The following is a 24,188-nucleotide window of genomic DNA, read 5'->3' as shown; positions in this document are numbered from 1 at the left end:
GCAGATGGCCGGGACCCGGCTTGACCGGACTGCATCCGACCGGGTTCCGGCCACCTGCACCAGGCGGGCTTCCGTTATCCGGAAACCACACCCGAGTTTGTCGCTTCGAAAGTCGAAAAAGACTACTCGCCGCGGGTCTTCTGGATGATCTCGTCGGCGACTGCCTTCGGGACCTCGGCGTAGCTGTTGAACGTCATGGAGTACACAGCGCGGCCCTGGGTCTTCGAACGCAGGTCACCGATGTAGCCGAACATGCCGGACAGCGGGACGTGCGCACGGATAACCTTGACACCCTGTGCATCTTCCATGGACTGCATCTGGCCACGGCGGGAGTTGAGGTCACCGATAACTTCACCCATGTATTCCTCAGGGGTGCGGACCTCGACATCCATCAGCGGTTCGAGCAGAACAGGGTTCGCCTTGCGTGCGGCTTCCTTGAAAGCCATACGCCCGGCGATCTTGAACGCCATTTCCGAGGAGTCAACATCGTGGTACGCGCCGTCAATCAGCGTGGCCTTGATGCCGACAACCGGGTAACCGGCCAGGACGCCGTCGTTCAGCGCATCCTGGATACCGGCGTCAACAGAGGGAATGTACTCGCGCGGAACGCGGCCACCAGTGACCTTGTTCTCGAACTCGTACAGTTCGCCTTCGGCGGTGTCCAGCGGCTCGATCGCGATCTGGATCTTTGCGAACTGACCCGAACCACCGGTCTGCTTCTTGTGTGTGTAGTCGTGACGCTCCACAGCACGCTTGATGGTTTCGCGGTACGCAACCTGCGGCTTGCCAACGTTGGCCTCGACCTTGAATTCGCGGCGCATGCGGTCCACCAGGATGTCCAGGTGGAGCTCGCCCATGCCGGCGATGATGGTCTGGCCGGTGTCTTCGTTGAGGGACACCTGGAAGGTGGGGTCCTCAGCGGAGAGCTTCTGGATGGCCGTGGAGAGCTTCTCCTGGTCACCCTTGGTGTTCGGCTCGATGGCAACCGAGATCACGGGCTCCGGGAAGCTCATGGACTCGAGGACGATCTGGTTGGCGGAGTCGCACAGGGTGTCGCCCGTGGTGGTGTCCTTCAGACCGATCGCTGCGTAGATGTGGCCGGCGGTAGCGCCCTCAACAGGCATTTCCTTGTTGGCGTGCATCTGGAACAGCTTGCCGATGCGCTCCTTCTTGCCCTTGGTGGAGTTGACCACCTGTGCGCCTGCTTCCACGTGACCGGAGTACACGCGGATGAAGGTGAGCTGGCCGAAGAACGGGTGCGCGGCAATCTTGAACGCAAGAGCAGAGAACGGCTCTTCCGAAGACGGCTTGCGGGTCAGTTCCTTCTCTTCGTCGCGGGGATCGTGACCGATCATCGGCGGGACGTCGAGCGGGTTCGGCAGGTAGTCGACTACGGCATCCAGCATCGGCTGGACGCCGCGGTTCTTGAACGCGGAGCCACAGAAGATCGGGTACAGCTCGGAGTTGATCGTCATCTTGCGGATGCCGGCCTTGAGCTCGTCGACTGAGATCTCTTCGCCCTCAAGGTACTTCTCCATGAGTTCTTCGGAGGCCTCGGCAACGGTCTCAACGAGCGTTGCGCGGTACTCCTCAGCCTTTTCCTGGAGGTCAGCCGGGATCTCGCGGATCTCGTACTTGGCACCCATGGTGACGTCACCCTTGGCATCGCCGGGCCAGACCAGTGCACGCATGTACAGCAGGTCCACAACGCCGATGAAGTCGTTCTCGGCACCGATCGGCAGCTGCATGACCAGCGGCTTGGCACCGAGGCGGCTGATGATGGTGTCTACGGTGAAGTAGAAGTCAGCGCCCAGCTTGTCCATCTTGTTGACGAAGCAGATACGCGGAACGTTGTACTTGTCGGCCTGGCGCCAAACGGTCTCAGACTGCGGCTCAACGCCTTCCTTGCCATCGAAGACGGCGACAGCGCCGTCGAGGACGCGCAGGGAGCGCTCAACCTCAACGGTGAAGTCAACGTGGCCAGGGGTGTCGATGATGTTGATCTGGTTGTTTTCCCAGAAGCAGGTCACGGCGGCAGACGTGATGGTGATGCCGCGTTCCTTTTCCTGTTCCATCCAGTCGGTGGTCGAAGCGCCGTCGTGCGTTTCGCCGATCTTGTGGTTCACACCTGTGTAGAACAGAATGCGCTCGGTGGTGGTGGTCTTGCCGGCATCAATGTGGGCCATGATGCCGATGTTGCGGACCTTACTAAGGTCGGTAAGCACGTCCTGTGCCACGGTGTCTCCCTTTCGGATGGACTACACGTTCGCCGCCGGCTCGTAACGAGCCGGCGGCGTCCGGAAGTATTACCAGCGGTAGTGTGCGAAGGCCTTGTTGGACTCGGCCATCTTGTGGGTGTCTTCGCGACGCTTCACAGCGGCACCGAGACCGTTGGACGCATCCAGGATTTCGTTCTGGAGGCGCTCGGTCATCGTCTTTTCGCGGCGGGCCTTGGAGTAGCCGACCAGCCAGCGCAGTGCGAGGGCGGTGGAACGGCCCGGCTTGACCTCAACGGGAACCTGGTAGGTTGCGCCACCAACGCGGCGTGAGCGGACCTCAAGGGAAGGCTTGACGTTGTCCATGGCCTTCTTGAGGGCTGCAACGGGATCGCCGCCGGACTTGGCGCGTGCGCCTTCGAGGGCACCGTAGACGATGCGCTCTGCGGTGGACTTCTTACCGTCGACCAGCACCTTGTTGATCAGCTGGGTGACCAGCGGGGAGCCGTAAACGGGATCTAGTACGAGCGGCCGCTTGGGGGCCGGACCCTTGCGAGGCATATTACTTCTTCTCCATCTTTGCGCCGTAGCGGCTGCGGGCCTGCTTACGGTTCTTGACACCCTGGGTATCGAGGGCGCCACGGACGATCTTGTAGCGGACACCCGGGAGGTCCTTCACGCGACCGCCGCGAACGAGCACAATGGAGTGCTCCTGCAGGTTGTGGCCTACACCGGGGATGTAAGCGGTGACTTCAATGCCACCGTTGAGGCGTACACGTGCCACCTTACGCAGAGCCGAGTTCGGCTTCTTCGGGGTGGTGGTGTAAACGCGGGTGCAGACACCGCGGCGCATGGGGCTGCCGTTAAGCGCGGGAGCCTTGGTCTTTTTGACCTTAGGCGTGCGGCCCTTGCGGACCAGCTGGTTAATCGTAGGCACTCTCGTGTTCTCCGTTTTATCCGGAGTGGCCGCTTCCAGCCACTCTCTTGTTGCGTTGCCTCGCCGCCCGGGCTTTGAAGGGAATCTCCAGAGCAGCTGAGGCGAAGCCTTAATAGTCGGATCGCACCCCGGGGACTGTTATGACTGACGTCTTCAAAGGTCCCTAGGCATGCAAAAATGTGGCATACGTTGCACAAGAACCCTGCAAACCGGAAACGTCGCTCTGGTTCAGCCTTTCAGCTGGAACCGGCGCACTCATCCACTGCCACAATAACAATTGGTAACAAGTCTAACATGGACTCCCGCCAGGCCTTAATCGGCGCCCCTCCCCCAAAGCGGAAGGCCCCGCCCCGGCCTGCTCGTTGAAGCAGGCTGGAGACGGGGCCGACGCCGTTGAGTAACGGTTACCGGAAATCGTTCCCGAGGTCGTAGTCATCCAACGGGATGGCGTGGAACTCAGGTGCTCCGTCGCCTCCCAGGGTGTCGTACGAGAAGTCACTGAACGCGCTGGGGCCGGTGAACAGGTTGGCCTTTGCTTCTTCAGTGGGCTCCACGGTGACCTCGGTGTAGCGCGGGAGACCCGTGCCAGCCGGGATCAGCTTACCGATGATGACGTTCTCCTTGAGGCCGAGCAGCGGATCGCTCTTGCCTTCCATGGCCGCCTGCGTCAGGACGCGGGTGGTCTCCTGGAAGGAAGCTGCGGACAGCCAGGACTCGGTGGCCAAGGACGCCTTGGTGATGCCCATGAGCTCAGGACGTCCGGAAGCCGGAGTCTTGCCCTCGGACACAACACGGCGGTTGGCATCCTCGAAGCGGCTGCGCTCGGCGAGCTCGCCGGGCAGCAGGTCCGATTCGCCGGACTCGATGACCGTGACGCGGCGCAGCATCTGGCGGACGATAACCTCGACGTGCTTGTCGTGGATACCGATGCCCTGGCTGCGGTACACGCCCTGGACTTCATCCACCAGGAACTTCTGCGCGGCACGGGGACCCATGATGCGCAGCACCTGCTTGGGGTCGACCGGACCGTTGATGAGCTTCTGGCCCACTGTGACGTGCTCGCCATCCTCGATGAGGAGGCGTGAACGGCGCAGTACCGGGTAGGCGATCTCTTCGGATCCGTCATCGGGGGTGATGACGAGGCGCATCTGGCGCTCGGACTCTTCAATGGTGATGCGGCCGGCTGCTTCAGCAATCGGTGCGACACCCTTCGGAGTACGGGCTTCGAAGAGCTCCTGGATACGGGGCAGACCCTGGGTGATGTCGTCGCCACCGCTGGCGGAAACAGCACCACCGGTGTGGAACGTACGCATGGTCAGCTGCGTGCCGGGCTCACCGATGGACTGTGCGGCGATGATGCCCACGGCCTCTCCGATGTCCACGGTCTTGCCGGTTGCCAGGGAACGTCCATAGCAAAGGGCGCAGGTGCCGACGCTGGACTCACAGGTGAGTACAGAGCGGACCTTGACCTCGGTGATGCCTGCCGCGAAGAGCTCAGCAATCACGACGTCGCCGCAGTCAGTGCCGGCCGGAGCCAGGACATTGCCCTTGGAGTCAAGGACATCCACGGCCAAGGTACGGGCGTAGGCGCTGTTCTCGACGTTCTCGTCCAGGACCAGCTCGCCGTTGGAGTCTGCGACAGCGATGGCCGTCACCAGACCGCGTTCGGTACCGCAGTCCTCTTCGCGGACGATGACGTCCTGGGACACGTCCACCAGACGACGGGTCAGGTAACCCGAGTTGGCGGTACGCAGTGCGGTGTCAGCCAGACCCTTACGGGCACCGTGGGTGGCGATGAAGTATTCCAGCACCGACAGGCCCTCGCGGTAGGAGGACTTGATGGGACGCGGGATGATTTCACCCTTCGGGTTGGCCACCAGGCCACGGATACCCGCGATCTGGCGGACCTGCATCCAGTTACCACGCGCACCGGAGGACACCATGCGGTTGATCGTGTTCATCGGGGACAGGCTGTCACGCATCGCCTGGGCGATCTCGTTGGTTGCCTTGTTCCAGATCTCGATCAGTTCCTGGCGACGCTCGTCGTCGTCGATCAGGCCCTTGTCGTACTGGCCCTGGATCTTGGCGGCCCGCTCCTCGTAGCCGGCAAGGATGGCAGGCTTTGCGGCCGGAACCTCGATGTCGGAGATGGCAACGGTAACGCCTGAACGGGTGGCCCAGTAGAAGCCTGAATCCTTCAGGTTATCCAGCGTCGCCGCGGTAACAACCTTCGGGTAGCGCTCAGCGAGGTCGTTGACGATGCGGGACAGTTCACCCTTGTCGGCAACAGCCTCAACCCAGGGGTAATCCTCGGGCAGGGTCTCGTTGAAGAGGACCTGGCCCAGGGAGGTCTGGACGAGGGCGGGCTGACCCGGCTCCCAACCTTCGGGAGCTTCCCAGCCGGCGTACGGAACAAAGCCTTCGAGGCGGATTCGGACCTGCGAGTTCAGGTGCAGCTCGCGGGCGTCGAAAGCCATGATGGCTTCGGCAACCGAGCCGAAGACGCGGCCTTCGCCAGCTGAACCGACACGCTTGGTGGTCAGGTGGTAGAGGCCGATGATCATATCCTGCGACGGCAGGGTAACCGGGCGTCCATCGGACGGCTTCAGGATGTTGTTCGAGGACAGCATCAGGATGCGTGCCTCGGCCTGGGCCTCCGGGCTCAGCGGCAGGTGCACTGCCATCTGGTCGCCGTCGAAGTCAGCGTTGAACGCGCCACAAACCAGCGGGTGGAGCTGGATTGCCTTGCCCTCAACAAGCTGCGGTTCGAACGCCTGGATACCAAGGCGGTGCAGGGTAGGTGCACGGTTGAGCAGCACCGGGTGTTCGGTGATGATCTCTTCGAGCACATCCCAGACCTGCGGGCGGTAGCGCTCGACCATGCGCTTGGCCGACTTGATGTTCTGGGCGTGGTTGAGGTCAACCAGGCGCTTCATCACGAACGGCTTGAAGAGCTCCAGGGCCATCTGCTTGGGCAGGCCGCACTGGTGCAGCTTCAGCTGCGGGCCGACGACGATGACCGAACGGCCGGAGTAGTCAACACGCTTGCCGAGGAGGTTCTGGCGGAAACGGCCCTGCTTGCCCTTGAGCATGTCGCTCAGGGACTTCAGCGGACGGTTGCCCGGTCCAGTGACCGGACGGCCGCGACGGCCGTTGTCGAAGAGGCTGTCAACAGCTTCCTGAAGCATGCGCTTCTCGTTGTTGACGATGATCTCCGGAGCACCCAGGTCAAGCAGGCGCTTGAGTCGGTTATTGCGGTTGATCACACGGCGGTAGAGGTCGTTGAGGTCGGAGGTCGCGAAGCGGCCACCGTCCAGCTGGACCATCGGGCGCAGTTCCGGCGGGATCACCGGGACGGCATCCAGAACCATGCCGAGCGGGCTGTTGTTGGTGGTCAGGAACGCGTTGACAACCTTCAGTCGCTTCAGGGCGCGGGTCTTGCGCTGGCCCTTGCCGTTGGCAATGATGTCGCGCAGCAGGTCAGACTCGGCCTGCATGTCGAAGCCCTCAAGACGCTTCTTGATGGCTTCGGCACCCATGGAGCCTTCGAAGTAGATACCGTAGCGGTCGCGCAGTTCGCGGTACAGGCCTTCGTCACCTTCGAGGTCTGCGACCTTCAGGTTCTTGAAGCGGTCCCAGACCTGCTCGAGGCGCTCGATGTCGGCGTCGGCGCGCTTACGCACGTTCGCCATCTGGCGGTCGGCGGAGTCGCGGGCCTTCTTCTTGTCGGCAGCCTTGGCACCTTCACCCTCAAGGCGCGCAATTTCGCCTTCGAGGTCGCGGGCGATGGCCGCGATGTCGGAGTCGCGGTTGTCGATCAGCTGCTTCTTCTCGATGTCGTGCTCAACCTGCAGGTTGGGCAGTTCCTCGTGGCGGGCAGCCTCGTCGACGCTGGTGATCATGTAGGCGGCGAAGTAGATGACCTTTTCGAGGTCCTTCGGAGCCAGGTCAAGGAGGTAGCCCAGACGGGAGGGGACACCCTTGAAGTACCAGATGTGCGTGACCGGTGCGGCCAGCTCGATGTGGCCCATGCGCTCACGGCGGACCTTCGCGCGGGTGACTTCAACGCCACACCGTTCGCAAATGATGCCCTTGAAGCGCACACGCTTGTACTTACCGCAGTAGCACTCCCAGTCGCGGGACGGGCCGAAGATCTTCTCGCAGAAGAGGCCGTCCTTCTCAGGCTTGAGCGTGCGGTAGTTGATGGTTTCCGGCTTCTTAACCTCGCCGTAAGACCAGCCACGGATGTCTTCCGCGGTGGCGAGGCCGATCTGCATGAGGCCGAAGGAGGATTCGCTGGACATATGGTCCCTGTTCTCTCTTGTTCTCTAAATTCTGAAGTCTTGGTTACGGGAAGAGGGAGCCCCGGAGCAAGGCAGCGGACGGGCCGGCTGCCTTGCTCCGGAGGACTCTAGACCTCTTCTACGGAACTGGGCTCTGCACGAGACAGATCGATGCCCAGTTCTTCCGCAGCCGTGAAGACTGCGTCATCAGAGTCACGCATTTCAATTGTGGTTCCGTCCGTGGAAAGCACTTCCACGTTCAGGCACAGCGACTGCATTTCCTTGATCAAGACCTTGAAGGACTCAGGAACGCCCGGCTCGGGGATGTTCTCGCCCTTGACGATTGCTTCGTAGACCTTCACGCGACCGTGGATGTCATCCGACTTGATCGTGAGGAGCTCCTGGAGCGTGTAAGCGGCGCCGTAAGCTTCGAGCGCCCACACTTCCATTTCACCGAAGCGCTGGCCACCGAACTGTGCCTTACCACCCAGCGGCTGCTGCGTGATCATGGAGTACGGACCGGTGGAGCGGGCGTGGATCTTGTCGTCCACCAGGTGGTGGAGCTTCAGGATGTACATGTAGCCAACAGAGATCGGATCCGGGAACGGCTCACCGGAGCGGCCGTCAAACAGGCGGGTCTTGCCCGAGGAGTTGATCAGGCGTTCGCCGTCGCGGGTCACGTTAGTGGAGTCCAGCAGGCCGGTGATTTCCTCTTCGCGGGCACCGTCGAACACGGGCGTTGCAACAGTGGTCTGGCCACTCTCGCGCGGCAGGTTCGGCAGCTGCTTGACCCACTCGGGCTCGCCTTCGATCTTCCAACCGGTCTTGGCAACCCAGCCGAGGTGCGTTTCGAGCACCTGGCCGACGTTCATTCGGCCCGGAACACCCAGCGGGTTCAGGACAATATCAACGGGGGTGCCGTCGGCAAGGAAGGGCATGTCCTCGATCGGAAGGATCTTGGAGATGACGCCCTTGTTGCCGTGGCGGCCGGCGAGCTTGTCGCCGTCGGTGATCTTGCGCTTGGCGGCCACGTAGACGCGGACCAGCTGGTTGACGCCCGGCGGCAGTTCGTCGTCGTTGTCGCGGTCGAACACGCGGACGCCGATGACGGTGCCGGACTCGCCGTGCGGAACCTTCAGGGAGGTGTCGCGCACTTCGCGGGACTTCTCACCGAAGATGGCGCGCAGCAGGCGCTCTTCCGGGGTCAGTTCGGTTTCACCCTTCGGGGTGACCTTTCCGACCAGGATGTCGCCGGCTTCAACCTCGGCACCGATGTGGATGATGCCGCGCTCGTCCAGGCCAGCCAGTACTTCCTCGGACACGTTGGGGATGTCACGGGTGATTTCCTCGGCACCAAGTTTGGTGTCGCGGGCATCGATCTCGTGCTCCTCGATGTGGATGGAGGAAAGGACGTCCTCGGCAACAATGCGCTGCGAGAGGATGATCGCGTCCTCGAAGTTGTGGCCTTCCCATGACATGAATGCCACGAGCAGGTTCTTGCCGAGGGCGAGCTCGCCCTGGTCAGTTGCCGGGCCGTCGGCGATGATGCCGCCAACCTCGAGGCGCTGGCCTTCGTTCACCAGGACACGGTTGTTGTAGCAGTTGCCCTGGTTGGAGCGTGCGAACTTGTTGATGCGGTAGTTGGTTTCCGTGCCGTCGTCGTTGAGCATGATGACGAGCTCAGCGGAGACCTCGGTGACCACACCCGCCTTCTTCGCGATGGTGACATCACCGGCGTCGACGGCGGCTGCGCGCTCCATGCCGGTGCCCACGAACGGAGCCTCGGAACGGACCAGCGGCACAGCCTGGCGCTGCATGTTGGCACCCATGAGTGCACGGTTAGCATCGTCATGCTCGAGGAACGGGATCAGGGCCGTAGCCACGGACACCATCTGGCGCGGGGAAACGTCCATGAACTCGACATCGGCGGCAGGAACCAGCACGGGCTCGCCTCCACCACCACGGGCGCGGACCAGGACGGTCTCTTCGGCGAACTTCTTGTTCTCATCCAGCGGAGCGTTGGCCTGGGCGATCAGGACCTCTGCTTCGTCGTCGGCCGTCAGGTACTGGACGTTGTCGGAAACGACGCCGTCCTTGACCAGGCGGTACGGCGTCTCGATGAAGCCGAACGGGTTGATGCGGCCGTAGGAAGCCAGCGAACCGATCAGGCCAATGTTCGGGCCTTCAGGGGTTTCGATGGGGCACATACGTCCGTAGTGGGACGGGTGAACGTCTCGAACTTCCATGCCTGCACGGTCACGGGACAGACCACCCGGGCCAAGCGCGGACAGACGGCGCTTGTGGGTCAGACCCGACAGCGGGTTGTTCTGGTCCATGAACTGCGACAGCTGGGAGGTTCCGAAGAACTCCTTGATGGCTGCAACAACCGGGCGGATGTTGATCAGGGTCTGCGGCGTGATGGCCTCGACGTCCTGGGTGGTCATACGCTCGCGGACGACGCGCTCCATACGGGACAGGCCGGTGCGGACCTGGTTCTCGATGAGTTCGCCGACGGCGCGGATACGACGGTTGCCGAAGTGGTCGATGTCATCGATCTCAACGCGCAGTTCGTGGTCCTGGCCGTCGCGCTTACCCGTCAGGGTCTTCTCGCCGGCGTGCAGGGCAACCAGGAACTTGATCATGGCCACGATGTCTTCAACGTGCAGGACCGAGGCTTCCTTGTCGCCAAGGGAGCGGTCGATGCCAAGCTTGCGGTTGATCTTGTAACGGCCGACTTTGGCCAGATCGTAGCGCTTGGAGTTGAAGTACAGGTTGTCCAGCAGGGACTGGGCAGCCTCGACTGTGGGCGGCTCGCCCGGTCGCAGCTTCCGGTAGATGTCCAGCAACGCGTCTTCGCGGGTCTCGGTTGCGTCCTTCTCGAGCGTGGCGCGCATGGAGTCGTACTGGCCGAACTCTTCGAGGATCTGGCCTTCGGTCCAGCCAAGGGCCTTCAGCAGCACGGTGACGGACTGCTTGCGCTTACGGTCGAGGCGTACGCCGACCTGGTCGCGCTTGTCGATCTCGAGTTCAAACCATGCACCACGGGACGGGATGATCTTGGCAGTGAAGATGTCCTTGTCACTGGTCTTGTCGGCGGTGCGCTCAAAGTAGGCGCCCGGCGAACGGACCAGCTGGGAGACGACGACACGCTCGGTGCCGTTGACGACGAAGGTACCCTTCTCCGTCATCAGGGGGAAGTCGCCCATGAACACGGTCTGCTGCTTGATTTCGCCCGTGTTGTTGTTCATGAACTCGGCCTTGACGTACAGCGGTGCCGAGTACGTTGCGTCCCGGTCCTTGCACTCGGCCATGGTGTACTTCGGGTCAGCGAACTCCGGATCGGAGAAGCTCAGGGACATGGTGCCCTGGAAGTCCTCAATCGGGGAGATCTCTTCGAAGATGTCCGACAGTCCGGACGTGGTGGCGACGCTGAGGTCGTTTTCTTCTACGGCTTTCGCTACGCGTGCCTGCCAGCGTTCGTTTCCGACCAGCCAGTCAAAGCTGTCCGTCTGCAGGGCAAGAAGATTCGGAACGTCAAGCGGTTCGTGAATCTTTGCGAATGAGAGCCGGCGAGTGGCACCATCAGTGCTGTCGGCGGTGTTAGCGGTTTCGTTATTAGAGGTGCTCGAGGCGACCAAGAGGGATCCTTCCACAGACCTTCAGGCGTTTTCAGATCTCCCCCGCTGTGCACCCTGCAGAATGACTCCGCAGTGCTACCATCCGGTTCCGCTATATGACCCGGGGCCCGGGCTGCCCATACAATGACGTTGTTGACGGCACGTTGATGGTCAGCTGCCAGGCAAAGCCCACCGCTATATGAAGGCTGAAGGTAAACAGGGAAGACGCAAATATCTACGATACGGCAAAACCGATTACGTGTCTACCCCACATCGCGCGTTATTGCAAGACCCATATTTTTCGCATTCGGACGCGGCTCAGAGCCGGAGCGTGACACCCTCAGCTGTGCATTCCTGGGCATTGGCGAAAACCGCGTCACGGACCATGTCCTTTGACGATTGGTCCACTTCACCGCCGCTTTCAACCGCCGACGACCTGTCCAGGGACAGGACGCCCAGGGACGTAAACAATCCCTTCTGGTTGCCGGACGCAACGTCCTTGGCGTCCTGGGCGGCGAAGTAGATCTCTTCGTAGGCGTTGGCGTCATCCTTAATGGCCTTGTAATCGGCGTAGAGCTTGTTGAACTGCTCGCAGGCGGCCCGGACACCTCCTGCCTGCGGAGCCTGGGCGTCGGAAGAGCGCGACGGCGTCGGCCGCGAAGATGCGGGGCTGGACGTCGTGGGGGTGGCCATCGCCGTGGTGGGAGCGGGGGCGGCTACGGTGCAGGCCGTTAGCCCTGCAAGGCTTGCGACCGCTGCCACGGCGAGGATTTTCTTCACGATGATGCTCCCTGTTTTTGTTCTGCGGCGATGCTGTCATACCCGCCGTCCACCCTACTGAGGCCGCCGACGCCTTGCACGTTTCGGTGATGGGTAGTTCTCCCCTGCCGCGTGCCGAAGGAATTCGCCTGCGCCTGCCAATGTTTGGATAATTAGGTGAGGAAGCTCACGGTAGCCTTGGCCTACATCGGTTCAGATCGGAAGAGATAACAATGGGCAACTCCACAGACAACACTGACGTTGTCATCCTCTCAGCGGCGCGGACCCCCCAGGGCCGGCTGAACGGGCAACTGGCGAGCTTCACCGCCGTCGAACTAGGAGCCCACGCCATCAAGGCCGCGATCGCGGCAAGCGGCGTGGACGCCGGGCGCGTGGATGCGGTGATCATGGGCCAGGTGCTTCAGGCCGGAGCGGGCCAGAATCCTGCCAGGCAAAGCGCCATCGGGGCCGGGATCGGCTGGAATGTTCCGACGGTCACTATCAACAAAGTGTGCCTCTCCGGCCTGACCGCGGTCATAGACGCCGCCCGCCTCATCCGCAGCGGCGATGCCACTGTGGTAGTGGCCGGCGGACAGGAGTCCATGACGCGCGCGCCGCACCTGCTGCCCGGCTCCCGCCAAGGCTGGACCTACGGCGCGATTCAAGCCCTGGACGTCGCGGCACACGACGGACTCACTGACGCCTTCGACGGCCAATCCATGGGTCTTTCCACCGAAACGAGGAACCTCGCCCTCGGCATAGACCGAACGTCCCAGGACAACGTGGCTGCCCAGTCCCACCAGCGTGCCGCGCTGGCAGCGAAGAACGGCGTGTTCGACGACGAAATCGCACCGATCAGTGTCAAGCAGCGCAAGGGCGACCCCCTTGTTGTCGCCGCGGACGAAGGAGTTCGGCCCAACACCTCCATCGAAACACTGGCCGGCCTCAAGGCAGCGTTCGTGACGGACGGGACTATCACCGCCGGCAACTCCTCTCCCCTGTCCGACGGCGCCTCCGCGCTGGTACTCGCGTCGCGGCAGTTCGCCGAAGACAACGGGTTGGAGTACCTGGCCGTCGTCGGTAAGCCCGGACAGGTGGCCGGGCCGGACAACTCGCTTCACTCCCAGCCCTCACATGCGCTCCAGAGCGCCCTTGACCGGGCAGGCTGGACCACGGCGGACCTGGACTTCATCGAGATTAACGAAGCATTCGGTTCCGTGGCAGTGCAGTCCCTGAAGGACCTGGACTACCCGTTGGAGCAGTGCAATATCCATGGCGGCGCCATTGCCCTGGGCCACCCCATCGGCGCCTCGGGGGCTCGGCTGGCACTGCACGCGGCCCATGAACTCAAGCGGCGCGGAAGCGGCAAGGCTGGCGTCTCCCTGTGCGGCGGCGGAGGGCAGGGCGAAGCGCTCCTGCTGTACCGGGACTGATGGTGGCGCAAGCCGACAACGGAAGTGCCGCCGTCGGACGCCAGCGCTTCCTGGCTGACGCCGCGGCGCGTGGCCTCGACGTCGAGGTGGTGGAGCGCCTCGCCGCCCGGAGCCTTGAGGAGGCTGCGGGCATCCTGGGCATAACCCCGGCGGACATCGTGAAGTCCCTGGTGGTCAAGCACAAGGACGGCAGCTTCCTGTTCGCGCTGATCCCCGGTGACCGGCAGATCTCCTGGCCCAAGCTCCGCGCCCTGGTGGGAGTCAACAAGCTGTCGCTGCCGCCGCCCGACGTCGCCCTCGACGCCACGGGATACGAACGGGGCACCATTACTCCGCTGGGCAGCACCAAGGCGTGGCCGGTTTACGCCGACCAGACGATTGCCGGGCGCCGGATCTCCATGGGCGCCGGGCAGCATGGTTTCAGCGCCTTTGTTGACGCCGACGCCCTGACTGCTGCCCTGGGCGCGACCGTCGCGGACATCTCCGATCCCAACCCCATGTAGGTAGCAGCAGATGTCGTTATGAGCCCCCATAACGACATTAGCTGCTACCTAGTTGGGTTTAACGCAGGAAGCCCCGCCCACCGGAGTGGACGGGGCTTCCTGTTGGAAAAGCGAGTGTTACTTGAGGGTAACGGTGGCGCCGGCAGCCTCGAGCTGCTCCTTGGCCTTCTCGGCAGCTTCCTTGGTTGCACCTTCGAGGACAGCCTTCGGAGCACTGTCAACCAGGTCCTTGGCTTCCTTCAGGCCCAGGGAAGTGATGGCGCGAACTTCCTTGATCACTGCGATCTTCTTGTCGCCAGCAGCCTCGAGAACGACGTCGAAGTCGGTCTTCTCTTCGGCTTCTTCAGCAGCAGCGGCGGGGCCGGCAACGGCAACAGCAGCAGCAGTAACTTCGAAGGTCTCTTCGAAGAGCTTGACGAACTCGGAGAGCTCGATGATGGTCAGTTCCTTGAAAGCTTCAATGAGCTCTTCGTTGGTGAGCTTCGCCATGGTGTGGCGTCCTTCCTATAGGTGGTGCTTGGCGGCCAGGGCCGTTGCCTTCACACCGGAGTCTGGTTTGAAAGAGAGTTAGTTCTCTTCGGTGGCTGCGGCCTCGGCCGGAGCTTCGGTCTCTGCTGCTTCTGCGGCCGGGGCTTCTTCAGCGGCGGGCGCTTCGGCTGCTGCCGGTGCACCGTTCTCTTCTTCAAGCTTGAGGCGCAGGGCGTCAATGATGCGTGCAGCAGCGGCAGCAGGAGCCTTGAGGATCCCTGCAACCTTGGCGAGCTGCAGCTCGCGGGACTCGAGTGCTGCCAGGGCAGCAACTTCGCTGGCGTTCAGTGCCTTGCCCTCGAAGTAACCGGTCTTGATAACCAGCTGCTTGTTGGTCTTGGCAAAATCCGTCAGGCTCTTGGCCGCTGCAACTGCGTCACCCTTGATGAACGCGATTGCAGTGGGGCCGGCGAGCTGGCCGTCGAATGCTTCGACACCAGCTTCCTTGGCTGCAATGGCGGTCAGGGTGTTCTTGACGACCGAGAACTTGGTGTCCTGGCCGAGAGAAACACGCAGCTGCTTGAGCTGTGCAACAGTGAGCCCACGGTATTCGGTCAGGACAGCGGCGTTCGATTCCTTGAAATCGTTAGTGATCTCAGCTACTGCTGAAACCTTTGCAGGCGTTGCCATAACCCTCCTTCCGGGGATAGTGCCGGTATTCGACGGTCCCCGCTCAAGGTGAGCTAAAACTAAAAACGCCCCGCGCAGATGCACGGGGCTTGGCTCAAACACAGTTTCACACCGTGGAGCTTTGCTTCGTTCACCTGCGCCGGCCGCCCTACGTTCAGGGTCCTTCGTCCAGAAAACCACTTGATCTCCAGCGCACAAACTACAGAGTTGAGCTGTGTTCAGGAGAGTGGATTTCCAACAACCGACGGTCTTTGGTAGTTCAAGCTTACGGGACGCGGCGTCCCTCTACCAAATCGTGCAAAGCGAAGGCTCAGCTCTTGCTGGCGCCCAACTGCGGGAGTTCCTTTTGCCAGATGCCCGTCACCCCCGCCGTAGTGAACCCCAGCTGCTTGTTGACGGTCAGCAGGTATCTGTTCTCCGGGGCGTTCCAGGTATAAATGACCCTCGCGTCCGGGAACTGCTCGGTGAGGCGTTCCATGTTGGCCACCTTGATCAGCAGCCCCAGCTTATTCCCGCGGTGTTCCTGGAGCACGAGGGTGTCGTCCTGGAACACCACGTCGGCGCGGTGGGCCAGGACGCTGATAGTGGTCAGGCCCACCAAAGCGCCCGTGGCAAGATGCTCAACAGCCGTAACCACCGTCCGGCGACCCTGGGCAATGGTGGCCTCTTCCGCCTCACGCAGGATGCCGCCGTCGAACACCATGTCCTGCTCGACAGGGGTCTGCAGCGATGGGTCAACGTCGGCGCCCGCCTGGTTCTCCAACACGGCCACCGCCTCCAGCCACTCGTCCGGGCAGCGGTCCGTCCAGTGATGCAGGCGGTACCGGCCGTTGTTGGCGGCGTCCGCCTCCGCCTGGAGGTCGGCCACGAGCTTGGTGTCCAGGGGCAGGGCGCAGGAACTGAACTGCTCAATGTGCTGCAGCGTATACCCGGTCTTGCGGGCAAACTCGACTTCGCGGCTCTCCAGTGGAACAAAGCCCTGGCCCGATCCGGGGACCAGCTGGGCTTTCTCGAACTCGTGCAGTGAAGCACCCGGGTGGTTGGTATCCACCAGGATCATGGTCCGGCCCTCAGCCCGCGCCAGGTGTTCGGCGGCGAGCAATAGTTTCCGGCCAACGCCCTGGCGCTGGAATTCGGGCAGGATGTCCAGCGTGAACTCGGCCAGGTCCAGGTTATCGGCCAGTGGAAGGGCGATATCAACGGTACCTACGATCTCACCGTCGACCTTTGCCACCAGGATGATCTGGCGTTCGTAGGGGTCCTCAAGCTCCAGGAGTTTCTCCAGCGGCGCATACGCCAGATCATCAGTGCCCCAGGTCTGCATCCGGACCTTGCGGCCCACCTCGACGGCGGCCAGGAAGTCCGCCGCGTCCGGTGCGTCCAGCGAATCCGGGATCCACAGCTGCTCGATCTTCACGTCGTTTGCCATAAGGGGCATCATCCCAGCCGTTTCTGCCACTCACCTTCATAGCCAGCAGGCTTGAATCCAAGCGAAATATTTATCGCCAGCATATGCTGGTTTTCGCTGGCATTCCACGTAAGGACCGACCGCGCGGCGGGCCAGCGCTGCTGTGCCAGACGCAAGTTCGCGAGCTTGACCAGCATTCCCAAGCGGTGTCCCCGGTGTTCTGCAGACACCAACGTGTCCTGTTGGATGATCGTCGCAGGAACCTCCGGGCGCCAATTCAGGACGGTATAGGCCGCCAGCCTGCCGGATGTGCTGTGCATCGCGGCGGCCACCAGGGCCTGTACACCACTGCGGACCAGCGTTTCTTCCTCTTCCCGTACCCGGGCCGCGTCCCAGTCCTCGGGGCCCCAGTCCAACCCGGCCGTGGGCACATCGGTGCTCAATCGGGCCTTCAGGGCTGAGTATTCAACGACGAACTCCTCCGGACAGGACTCCGTCCAGGTGAGAACCTTGTAGTCCAGTGCGTGGGCGGACGCCTCGGTCTCGAGCATTTCCAGGCGCTCTGCAGGAACGGGTAAGGAGAGCCGGCTGGACCGCTCCACCTGCTCCAGCTCATACCCGGCATCGGCGGCAAAGGCAGTTGAAGCCTCGTCCCGCGGGAGCCCACCTGCGCCTGATTTGGCCGGCAGCAAGGTTCCTGGGCGTTCTGCCAGCTCCAGCGGGATCTCGCAGTAGGCGTCCAGCGACGTCCTGCCCCGCGTCGCCGCAACGGACTCGGCGTACTCCAGCAGGCGCCTTCCCCACCCGCAGCGCCGGTAGGCCGGGGCCACCAGGACATCAATCCCGGCACTGGCCGTGTTCTCCCGCAGGGGCAGCGTGACCGAGCACAGGCCCACCAGCTCTCCGCCGAGCCGTGCGGCAAAGAGGTGCCGTTCCTCGTACTCGTTGCCGCGCCAGAACTCCATGGCCTCGGCTGGAGTAAGGCAGCGGTCAAGGTTGCCCCATTTCTCCTGCTCGTGCGCTTCACGAAGGGCCTGACAGGCACGGAAGTCCGCGGCACCGTCCGGACTTCCCTCTGCAGCCGGGGTGCCGCCGTCGGGCGTTGGCGGGATCTGAACAGCGGTGATGGCCAGGGCGGTCATGCCCCCAGCCTAGCCATCCGCAGGATTTAGTCGAGGGTGCGGGCTTAAGCAAAGAGACCGCCCGGCGCGATGCCGGGCGGTCTCTCTGTGTGCCGGACAGGTCCGGCAGCAGGCGCTGTTGAGGATTAGACCTCGGTCAGGACCTTGGTGACGTTGGGGTCAACGGAGATGCCCGGACCGAACGTGGTGGCCACAGTGGCCTTCTGGATGTAGCGGCCCTTGGAAGCGGACGGCTTCAGGCGAAGCACCTCTTCCAGTGCTGCGGCGTAGTTTTCGGCCAGCTTGATGGCGTCGAACGAAACCTTGCCGATGATGAAGTGCAGGTTCGAGTGCTTGTCGACGCGGAAGTCGATCTTGCCGCCCTTGATGTCGTTGACAGCCTTCGCGACATCCGGGGTGACGGTGCCGGTCTTCGGGTTCGGCATCAGGTTACGGGGACCCAGCACCTTACCAAGACGGCCAACCTTGCCCATAAGGTCAGGGGTGGCTACGGCTGCATCGAAGTCGGTCCAGCCGGCGGCGATCTTTTCGATCAGGTCATCGGAACCAACGAAGTCGGCGCCGGCTGCGATTGCTGCCTCAGCCTTGTCGCCCGTTGCGAAAACGAGGACGCGGGAGACCTTACCGGTGCCGTGGGGCAGGTTGACGGTGCCGCGGACCATCTGGTCAGCCTTGCGGGGGTCAACGCCGAGGCGGAAAGCGACCTCAACGGTGGCGTCGAACTTGGACGGGTTGGTGTCCTTGGCGAGCGTTACTGCCTCGAACGGCGCGTAGAACTTCTCCGCGTCGATCTTGGCGGCTGCTGCCTCATATGCTTTGCTGCGCTTTGCCATGCTGCTTATTTCTCCTTGTGCAGTTGTGGTCTGCGGACCGCGCTGGGCCCTGCCACAGTTGGTGATCCGGCTGGTGTACGCGGATTCCAACATTACGGTTTGTGCCGGTTCTCCGGCAGTGGTGCCGGTTTCCCGGCGATGCTGCCCGCCGTCGTGATCGGTTTCCCGAACCCAACGCCCTGGCAGCGGAAGGGGATTAACCCTCGACGGTGATACCCATGGAGCGGGCGGTGCCGGCGATGATCTTCGCTGCGCCTTCGAGGCTCGTGGCGTTGAGGTCTTCCATCTTGGTGGTGGCGATCTCGTTGACCTGGGCCTGCGTCAGCTTGGCAACCTTGACGGTGTGCGGGGTGGGTGAACCCTTGGCAACGCCTGCAGCCTTCTTGATGAGTTCTGCAGCCGGCGGGGTCTTGGTGATGAACGTGAATGAACGGTCTTCGTAAACCGTGATTTCAACGGGGATGACGTTTCCGCGCTGGGCTTCTGTGGCAGCGTTGTACGCCTTGCAGAATTCCATGATGTTGACACCGTGCTGGCCAAGCGCAGGACCGATCGGCGGAGCCGGGTTAGCGGCACCTGCCTGGATCTGCAGCTTGATGAGGCCGGTGACCTTCTTCTTGGGAGCCAATGTAGGGTCCTTCTCTCAATAATGTCCTGGGACACAGGAGCGTGCCTCAGGTTTTTGGCCGCCATGGCGAGGCGGCCGGCCGTTCCGGACCTGCTAAGCGGGCAGCGCCGGAACGAATTCTGTAGTGGTGCTAGATCTTGGTGACCTGGTTGAACGCCAGGGTGACCGGGGTTTCGCGCTCGAAGATGGAGACGAGCACCACGAGGGTCTGGGATTCCACCTTGATTTCGGAGATCGTGGCCGGAAGGGTCTCGAACGGACCTTCCTTGACGATGACGGATTCGCCAACCTCGAAGTCAACGTCAACCGGGGCGGCAGCGTGCTTGACGGGCTTGCCCTTCTCGGCCTGCTCTTCTTCGAAGACCGGGGCGAGCATGGAGAAGACCTCATCGAGGCGCAGCGGCACGGGGTTGTGGGCGTTGCCCACAAAGCCGGTAACGCCGGGAGTGTGGCGGACGGCGCCCCAGGAGGCGTCCGTCAGGTCCATGCGAACCAGGACGTAGCCGGGGATGCGGACGCGGTTGATGACCTTGCGCTGGGCGTTCTTGATCTCAACGACTTCTTCCATCGGCACCTGGATTTCGAAGATGTAATCTTCCATGTCCAGGGTCTGGATGCGGGTCTCAAGGTTGGCCTTCACGCGGTTTTCGTAACCGGCGTAGGAGTGGATGACGTACCAGTCACCCTCCTGGCGGCGCAGTTTGGCCTTGAATTCCTCGGCGGGATCAACCTCGGCCTTGGCGGCCGCAGCGGCGAGGGCGTCTGCCTCCTCCGATTCGTCGTCGGAGTCGTCGCCGTCAACGTCTGCCTCTGAAGCGTCAGAGTGGTCGTCGGAATCATCAGCGTCGTCAGAATCGGCGAAGTCGGATTCGGACGCAGCGGACTCAACCTCGGACTCTTCACCGGCTCCTGCCGTGACGTCCGCGGACTCTTCCAGCTCAGTCTCGGTTACCTCGAGCTCCTGCTCAGACACTTGGTCTCCTGCTTCCTCATTGCCTAACATGCCTATTTAAATGGCTCAATTCCGCACACTGTCGTGGCTTCCTCCGGTTTACCCGGACCAGACCACGCAGCCTGCGGACGATTCGCCTTAGCGGTCCCCGGGAGCGATCCCGCCGAAGACCCAGCTGACAGCGGTTCCAAAACCGATGTCCAGCAGGCTGACGATGACCATCATGATGGCCACGAACACCAGCACCACCAGTGTGTAATTGATCAGTTCCTTGCGGGTTGGTGCAACAACCTTCTTCAATTCACCGATGACCTGGCGAACGAAAAGTGCAATGCGAGCGAAGAAGTTTGCCTTGGCGGCCTTCTTAGCTGGGCGGCCCTTGGAGCTGCTGGCAGCTGTTTCGGTCACCTGGTCCTCGCTCATCTTTGCAATGTTGGATTACCCGGCCCTGATCAGAACCATGGTTGCTGCGCTTGCTCCGGCTTGTCGCCGGAACAGCTTGCGCAGGGCAGACAGGACTCGAACCTGCAACCTGCGGTTTTGGAGACCGCTGCGCTACCAATTGCGCCACTACCCTATGGATCGAAAACGACCGTTTTGACGGACTTCCGCAGTTTGCACTGGGGCGCACGACATCATCTGTGTTTTCAACACCGGTGAACCAGTCTACGCAACAACTTCGCGTACGTCGAACCAGCCACATTCCGGACGCCCCTTCCGCTGGAATTGTTGATCTGACCTGCAGTCACAAAACCAATCCGGCAACCCGAACGATCCGGTGAACAGCATAGAGTAGATCACGTCGAATTCCACCATTCAGCCACCGAGCTGTAAGCGAAGAACGGACCCGCCATGTCTGCCGCCCGCGTTTCCCAGCGCATTTCCGCCATTGCCGAATCCGCAACCCTGGCCGTTGATGCCAAGGCCAAGGCGCTCAAGGCGGCCGGCCGGCCGGTTATTGGCTTCGGCGCAGGCGAACCTGATTTCCCTACGCCGGACTACATCGTCAAAGCGTCCATCGAAGCCGCTGGCCAGCCCAAGTACCACCGCTACTCCCCCGCCGGCGGCCTTCCTGAACTGAAGAAAGCCATCGCCGAGAAAACCCTCCGCGATTCTGGCTACGCGGTGGACGCGTCCCAGGTGCTGGTGACCAACGGCGGCAAGCAGGCTGTGTACAACACTTTCGCCACGCTGGTTGACCCGGGCGATGAGGTGATTGTCCCCACACCGTTCTGGACCACGTACCCGGAGGCCATCAGGCTCGCCGGCGGTGTCCCCGTTGAGGTCTTTGCGGGTCCGGAGCAGGAATACCTCGTCACCGTGGAGCAGCTTGAGGCCGCTGTCACGGACCGGACCAAGATCTTGTTGTTCGTTTCGCCGTCCAACCCCACGGGTTCGGTCTACTCCCCCGAGCAGGTCGCCGAGATCGGCAAATGGGCCGCTGCCAAGGGGCTGTGGGTGGTCACCGACGAAATCTACGAGCACCTGACCTACGACGGCGTCCCTTTCACCTCCATCGCCACCGCTGCCCCTGAACTGGGCGACAAAGTGGTCATCCTCAACGGTGTGGCAAAGACCTATGCCATGACGGGCTGGCGGGTTGGCTGGATGATCGGCCCGGCCGACGTCATCAAGGCAGCCACCAACCTGCAGTCCCACGCCACGTCCAACGTCTCCAACATCATGCAGATCGCGGCCCTCGCAGCCGTCTCCGGCCCGCTCACCGCCGTCGACGAAATGAAAGTCGCCTTTGACCGCCGCCGCAAGGCGATCGTCGCCGGACTGAACGCCATCGACGGCGTGGAATGCCCGACGCCGAAGGGCGCCTTCTACGTCTACGCGGACGTCCGCGCGCTGCTGGGGAAGGAATTTCCGACGGCGGCAGGCACCGCCACGCCGTCGACCTCCGCTGAACTGGCCGCGCTGATCCTGGACGAGGTCGAGGTGGCGGTGGTGCCGGGTGAGGCATTCGGCCCATCCGGCTACTTGCGCCTCTCCTACGCCTTGGGCGACGAGGACCTGGCGACCGGCGTTGCCCGGCTCCAGGACTTCCTCGGCAAGGCCAAGTAACGCTCCCCGACACCAGATGCGCTATCACTTGTGGTCCCTTATCAAGGCTTACAGGGACCACAAGTGATAGCGCATCTTTGGGTTAGAGGAGGCGGCGTTCGGCGGCCCATTTGGTGAGCTCGTGCCGGCTGGAGAGCTGGAGTTTGCGCAGCACGGCCGATACGTGCGTTTCCACGGTCTTGATGCTGATGAACAGTTCCTTAGCCACTTCCTTGTAGCTGTAGCCACGGGCAATCAGGCGCATGACTTCAAGTTCGCGGGCAGAAAGCCTGTCCAGTTCGTCGTCGGCAATGTCCGCCGGGGCGGTACCAAAGGCGTCCAGCACGAAACCTGCCAGCCGGGGCGAGAACACGGCGTCCCCGCCTGCCACCCGGAACACGGCGTCGGTGATCTCGGCACCGGAGATCGTCTTGGTGACGTACCCCCGCGCTCCCGCCCGGATGACAGCCACCACGTCTTCCGCGGCGTCCGAGACACTGAGGGCAAGGAACTTCGTGGTGCCCAGGAGCGCTGCTGAGCCGGCAATGACTTCACGCCCGCCGCCGCCAAGGCCGCCGGGCAGGTGCACGTCCAGCAGGACCACTTCCGGACGTTCCTGGGCGATCACCGCAATGGCCTGCTCCACTGTGGCGGCCTCACCCACCACCTGGATGCTCGCGTCAAGGTCTGCCTTGAGGCCTGAGCGGAAAATGGCGTGGTCATCCACGATCACTACGCGGACCGGCTGGGCGGGGCGAATGGGTCCGGTCGCCTGTGCGTTGTTCATGATTTCCCTTCCGCGTTGTCCGTTTGGAGCGCCGGCAGGCCGAGCCGCACTTCAGTACCGTCCGGTGTACTGATGATGGAGGCGGTCCCGCCATGGCGCTTCATGCGTCCGATGATCGATTCCCTGACTCCCAGCCTGTCCTCGGGCACATCGTTGAGTTCGAATCCGGGACCACGGTCCTTGACGAAGACTTCGGCACGGCCGTCAGAGACTTCAAGGTACACGGACACAGATCCGCCGCCGTGCCGGGAGGCGTTCAGCATCGCCTCCCGGCTGGCCTGGACGAGGGCCTCGTGGGCTTCGGTCATGGCCGTGTCCCCTACGCTCACCACTTCAACGGCGTTGCCCAGGAAGTCCTCCACCTCGGCCGCCGTTGCCTTGATCCGTTCAGAGAGCTGCCCTGCGTCCCGGCCGGGGTCCTGGAACAGCCAGCCCCGGAGTTCACGCTCCTGGGCCCGGGCGAGGCGGACTACATCGTGTTCGTTGCCGGCCCGGCGCTGGATCAGGGCGAGGGTCTGCAGTACGGAGTCGTGCAGGTGGGCCGCGATCTCTGCGCGTTCGGTTTCGCGGACCCTGCCGGCACGCTCCGATTCCAGGTCCCGCCAAAATTTGAGTGCCCAGGGAAGCAGCACCAGCACCACTCCGCCCAGTACCGCCACCGAAGCAAGCAGCGCCAGCCACGTCTGTTCCCATGATCCTGAACCGGACACCATCACCAGCACGCCGGCCACCACCAAGGCCAATCCTGCTGCCAGCCGTGCCCAGCCACCGGCCTGGTCGGCCTTGGTTTTGTCCAAGAGCCCCGCGCGGCGGGTCTCGTCGAGCTGCATCCAGGCGATGGCAGCGCCTCCCAGCACGGCCGCGGCAGGAATGAGCGTCCCGAGGGGTACGTCGACACCCAGGAGTTGCGCGATCAGGATGCCCGCCACCAGGAGGAGTCCCGCTCCCAGCAGGACCTCCTTGCCGTACCGCATGCTGCGGACCCGGAACCACGGCGGGCGCACAGCCGCACCGTAACCTGTCGTGGCCGGGCCGTAGCCGGGCAAAGGCTGGGCCGACCACGCTGCGCTGTAGGCAGCCGGACCATTGGCAGCGGCGCCGCCCGCGGCGGCGGGGGCGGAAGCTCCGGCATCGTGCGTTCCGCGCGGCGCAGCACCCGTGGCTGAGTGGCCGGCAGGCTGTGCCTGCGCCGTGGTCGGCCGGGCGCTGAAAGCCGGATCAAGACTCACCGCCGGGGCAATGGGCGACGCCGGACGCCTGGCGTTGCGCCGAGCGCTTTCGTCAGCAGTAGGGACCATGATCCAGAGCCACGCGTAGAAGGCCAGTCCGGCACCGCCGGCCAAGGTTGCGAGCGCCATGCCGATCCTGACGGTCTTCACCGGCCAGCCCAGATGCGCCGCGAGGCCGGAGCACACGCCCGCAATGATGCGGTCGCTGCTGCGGACCAGCGGAGGGCGGGTAAAGGCTGTGCTCATGTGTCAAT

General features: G+C 62.8%; 19 protein-coding genes and 1 tRNA gene. 3 read left to right on the top strand and 17 right to left on the bottom strand.

Features of this window, described 5'->3' with window-relative positions; translation table 11 throughout:
• Window positions 1-122: 122 nt before the first annotated feature.
• The 6 genes from fusA to V9L18_RS09070 form a co-directional block, all read right to left on the bottom strand.
• Window positions 123-2,237 (bottom strand): elongation factor G, encoded by a 2,115-nt coding sequence (fusA, locus tag V9L18_RS09095; protein ID WP_337346868.1) that lies wholly within the window; start codon window positions 2,235-2,237, stop codon window positions 123-125.
• Between the two features lie 69 nt (window positions 2,238-2,306).
• Entirely contained in the window at window positions 2,307-2,777 is a 471-nt protein-coding gene (rpsG, locus tag V9L18_RS09090) for a 30S ribosomal protein S7 (RefSeq protein ID WP_026531948.1), read from the bottom strand.
• A gap of 1 nt (window position 2,778) precedes the next feature.
• Window positions 2,779-3,153, bottom strand: coding sequence for a 30S ribosomal protein S12 (rpsL, locus tag V9L18_RS09085; RefSeq protein ID WP_018773658.1), 375 nt, complete (start codon window positions 3,151-3,153; stop codon window positions 2,779-2,781).
• Between the two features lie 404 nt (window positions 3,154-3,557).
• Window positions 3,558-7,457 carry a DNA-directed RNA polymerase subunit beta' gene (locus V9L18_RS09080; protein ID WP_337346867.1) on the bottom strand — a complete coding sequence of 1,300 codons (3,900 nt, stop codon included), beginning with the start codon at window positions 7,455-7,457 and terminating at the stop codon, window positions 3,558-3,560.
• 107 nt (window positions 7,458-7,564) lie between these two features.
• Window positions 7,565-11,074, bottom strand: coding sequence for a DNA-directed RNA polymerase subunit beta (gene rpoB, locus V9L18_RS09075; protein ID WP_337346866.1), 3,510 nt, complete (start codon window positions 11,072-11,074; stop codon window positions 7,565-7,567).
• A 297-nt stretch (window positions 11,075-11,371) separates the two neighbouring features.
• On the bottom strand, window positions 11,372-11,833 hold the full coding sequence (locus tag V9L18_RS09070; protein ID WP_337346865.1) for a hypothetical protein: 462 nt from the start codon (window positions 11,831-11,833) through the stop codon (window positions 11,372-11,374).
• Window positions 11,834-12,045: 212 nt separating this feature from the next.
• Between V9L18_RS09070 and V9L18_RS09065 the strand changes: the two genes are divergently transcribed.
• Window positions 12,046-13,245 carry an acetyl-CoA C-acetyltransferase gene (locus tag V9L18_RS09065; RefSeq protein WP_337346864.1) on the top strand — a complete coding sequence of 400 codons (1,200 nt, stop codon included), beginning with the start codon at window positions 12,046-12,048 and terminating at the stop codon, window positions 13,243-13,245.
• Window positions 13,245-13,748, top strand: coding sequence for an aminoacyl-tRNA deacylase (locus tag V9L18_RS09060; protein ID WP_337346863.1), 504 nt, complete (start codon window positions 13,245-13,247; stop codon window positions 13,746-13,748). The genes V9L18_RS09065 and V9L18_RS09060 overlap by 1 nt, the downstream gene beginning before the upstream one ends.
• Window positions 13,749-13,865: 117 nt before the next feature.
• On the opposite strand, the gene rplL is transcribed toward V9L18_RS09060, so the two are convergent.
• The 9 genes from rplL to V9L18_RS09015 all read right to left on the bottom strand — a co-directional run bounded on the left by rplL (window position 13,866) and on the right by V9L18_RS09015 (window position 20,446).
• The gene (gene rplL / locus V9L18_RS09055) at window positions 13,866-14,237 is read right to left on the bottom strand and encodes a 50S ribosomal protein L7/L12 (RefSeq protein ID WP_011692821.1); all 372 of its coding nucleotides are present in this window, start codon (window positions 14,235-14,237) and stop codon (window positions 13,866-13,868) included.
• Window positions 14,238-14,315: 78 nt separating this feature from the next.
• A complete protein-coding gene (rplJ, locus tag V9L18_RS09050; RefSeq protein ID WP_028269591.1) occupies window positions 14,316-14,906 on the bottom strand; it encodes a 50S ribosomal protein L10 in 591 nt (196 codons plus the stop codon).
• A 310-nt stretch (window positions 14,907-15,216) separates the two neighbouring features.
• Window positions 15,217-16,335: a GNAT family N-acetyltransferase gene (locus tag V9L18_RS09045; RefSeq protein ID WP_337346862.1), complete on the bottom strand. Its 1,119-nt coding sequence runs from the start codon at window positions 16,333-16,335 to the stop codon at window positions 15,217-15,219.
• Between the two features lie 8 nt (window positions 16,336-16,343).
• Window positions 16,344-17,456 carry a GNAT family N-acetyltransferase gene (locus V9L18_RS09040; protein ID WP_337346861.1) on the bottom strand — a complete coding sequence of 371 codons (1,113 nt, stop codon included), beginning with the start codon at window positions 17,454-17,456 and terminating at the stop codon, window positions 16,344-16,346.
• Between the two features lie 125 nt (window positions 17,457-17,581).
• Window positions 17,582-18,289: a 50S ribosomal protein L1 gene (gene rplA / locus V9L18_RS09035; RefSeq protein WP_337346860.1), complete on the bottom strand. Its 708-nt coding sequence runs from the start codon at window positions 18,287-18,289 to the stop codon at window positions 17,582-17,584.
• 196 nt (window positions 18,290-18,485) lie between these two features.
• Window positions 18,486-18,917, bottom strand: coding sequence for a 50S ribosomal protein L11 (rplK, locus tag V9L18_RS09030; protein ID WP_024365990.1), 432 nt, complete (start codon window positions 18,915-18,917; stop codon window positions 18,486-18,488).
• Window positions 18,918-19,047: 130 nt separating this feature from the next.
• Window positions 19,048-19,890, bottom strand: coding sequence for a transcription termination/antitermination protein NusG (nusG, locus tag V9L18_RS09025; RefSeq protein WP_337346859.1), 843 nt, complete (start codon window positions 19,888-19,890; stop codon window positions 19,048-19,050).
• Window positions 19,891-20,007: 117 nt separating this feature from the next.
• Complete coding sequence (gene secE / locus V9L18_RS09020; RefSeq protein ID WP_337346858.1) at window positions 20,008-20,292, bottom strand: preprotein translocase subunit SecE; 285 nt, start codon at window positions 20,290-20,292, stop codon at window positions 20,008-20,010.
• An 81-nt stretch (window positions 20,293-20,373) separates the two neighbouring features.
• Window positions 20,374-20,446 (bottom strand) — tRNA-Trp (locus tag V9L18_RS09015).
• Between the two features lie 275 nt (window positions 20,447-20,721).
• Between V9L18_RS09015 and V9L18_RS09010 the strand changes: the two genes are divergently transcribed.
• Window positions 20,722-21,939 carry a pyridoxal phosphate-dependent aminotransferase gene (locus V9L18_RS09010; protein WP_337346857.1) on the top strand — a complete coding sequence of 406 codons (1,218 nt, stop codon included), beginning with the start codon at window positions 20,722-20,724 and terminating at the stop codon, window positions 21,937-21,939.
• Between the two features lie 82 nt (window positions 21,940-22,021).
• Here the strand turns inward: V9L18_RS09010 and V9L18_RS09005 are convergent, their stop codons facing one another.
• Window positions 22,022-22,705 carry a response regulator transcription factor gene (locus V9L18_RS09005; RefSeq protein WP_337346856.1) on the bottom strand — a complete coding sequence of 228 codons (684 nt, stop codon included), beginning with the start codon at window positions 22,703-22,705 and terminating at the stop codon, window positions 22,022-22,024.
• On the bottom strand, window positions 22,702-24,180 hold the full coding sequence (locus V9L18_RS09000) for an ATP-binding protein (protein WP_337346855.1): 1,479 nt from the start codon (window positions 24,178-24,180) through the stop codon (window positions 22,702-22,704). The genes V9L18_RS09005 and V9L18_RS09000 overlap by 4 nt, the downstream gene beginning before the upstream one ends.
• Window positions 24,181-24,188: the final 8 nt, after the last annotated feature.

The organism is Pseudarthrobacter sp. CCNWLW217, from assembly GCF_037203985.1.
Taxonomy (GTDB): domain Bacteria; phylum Actinomycetota; class Actinomycetes; order Actinomycetales; family Micrococcaceae; genus Arthrobacter.
The sequence above is the reverse complement of the archived record's forward strand: the minus strand, read 5'-3'. Positions and strand labels throughout refer to the sequence as shown.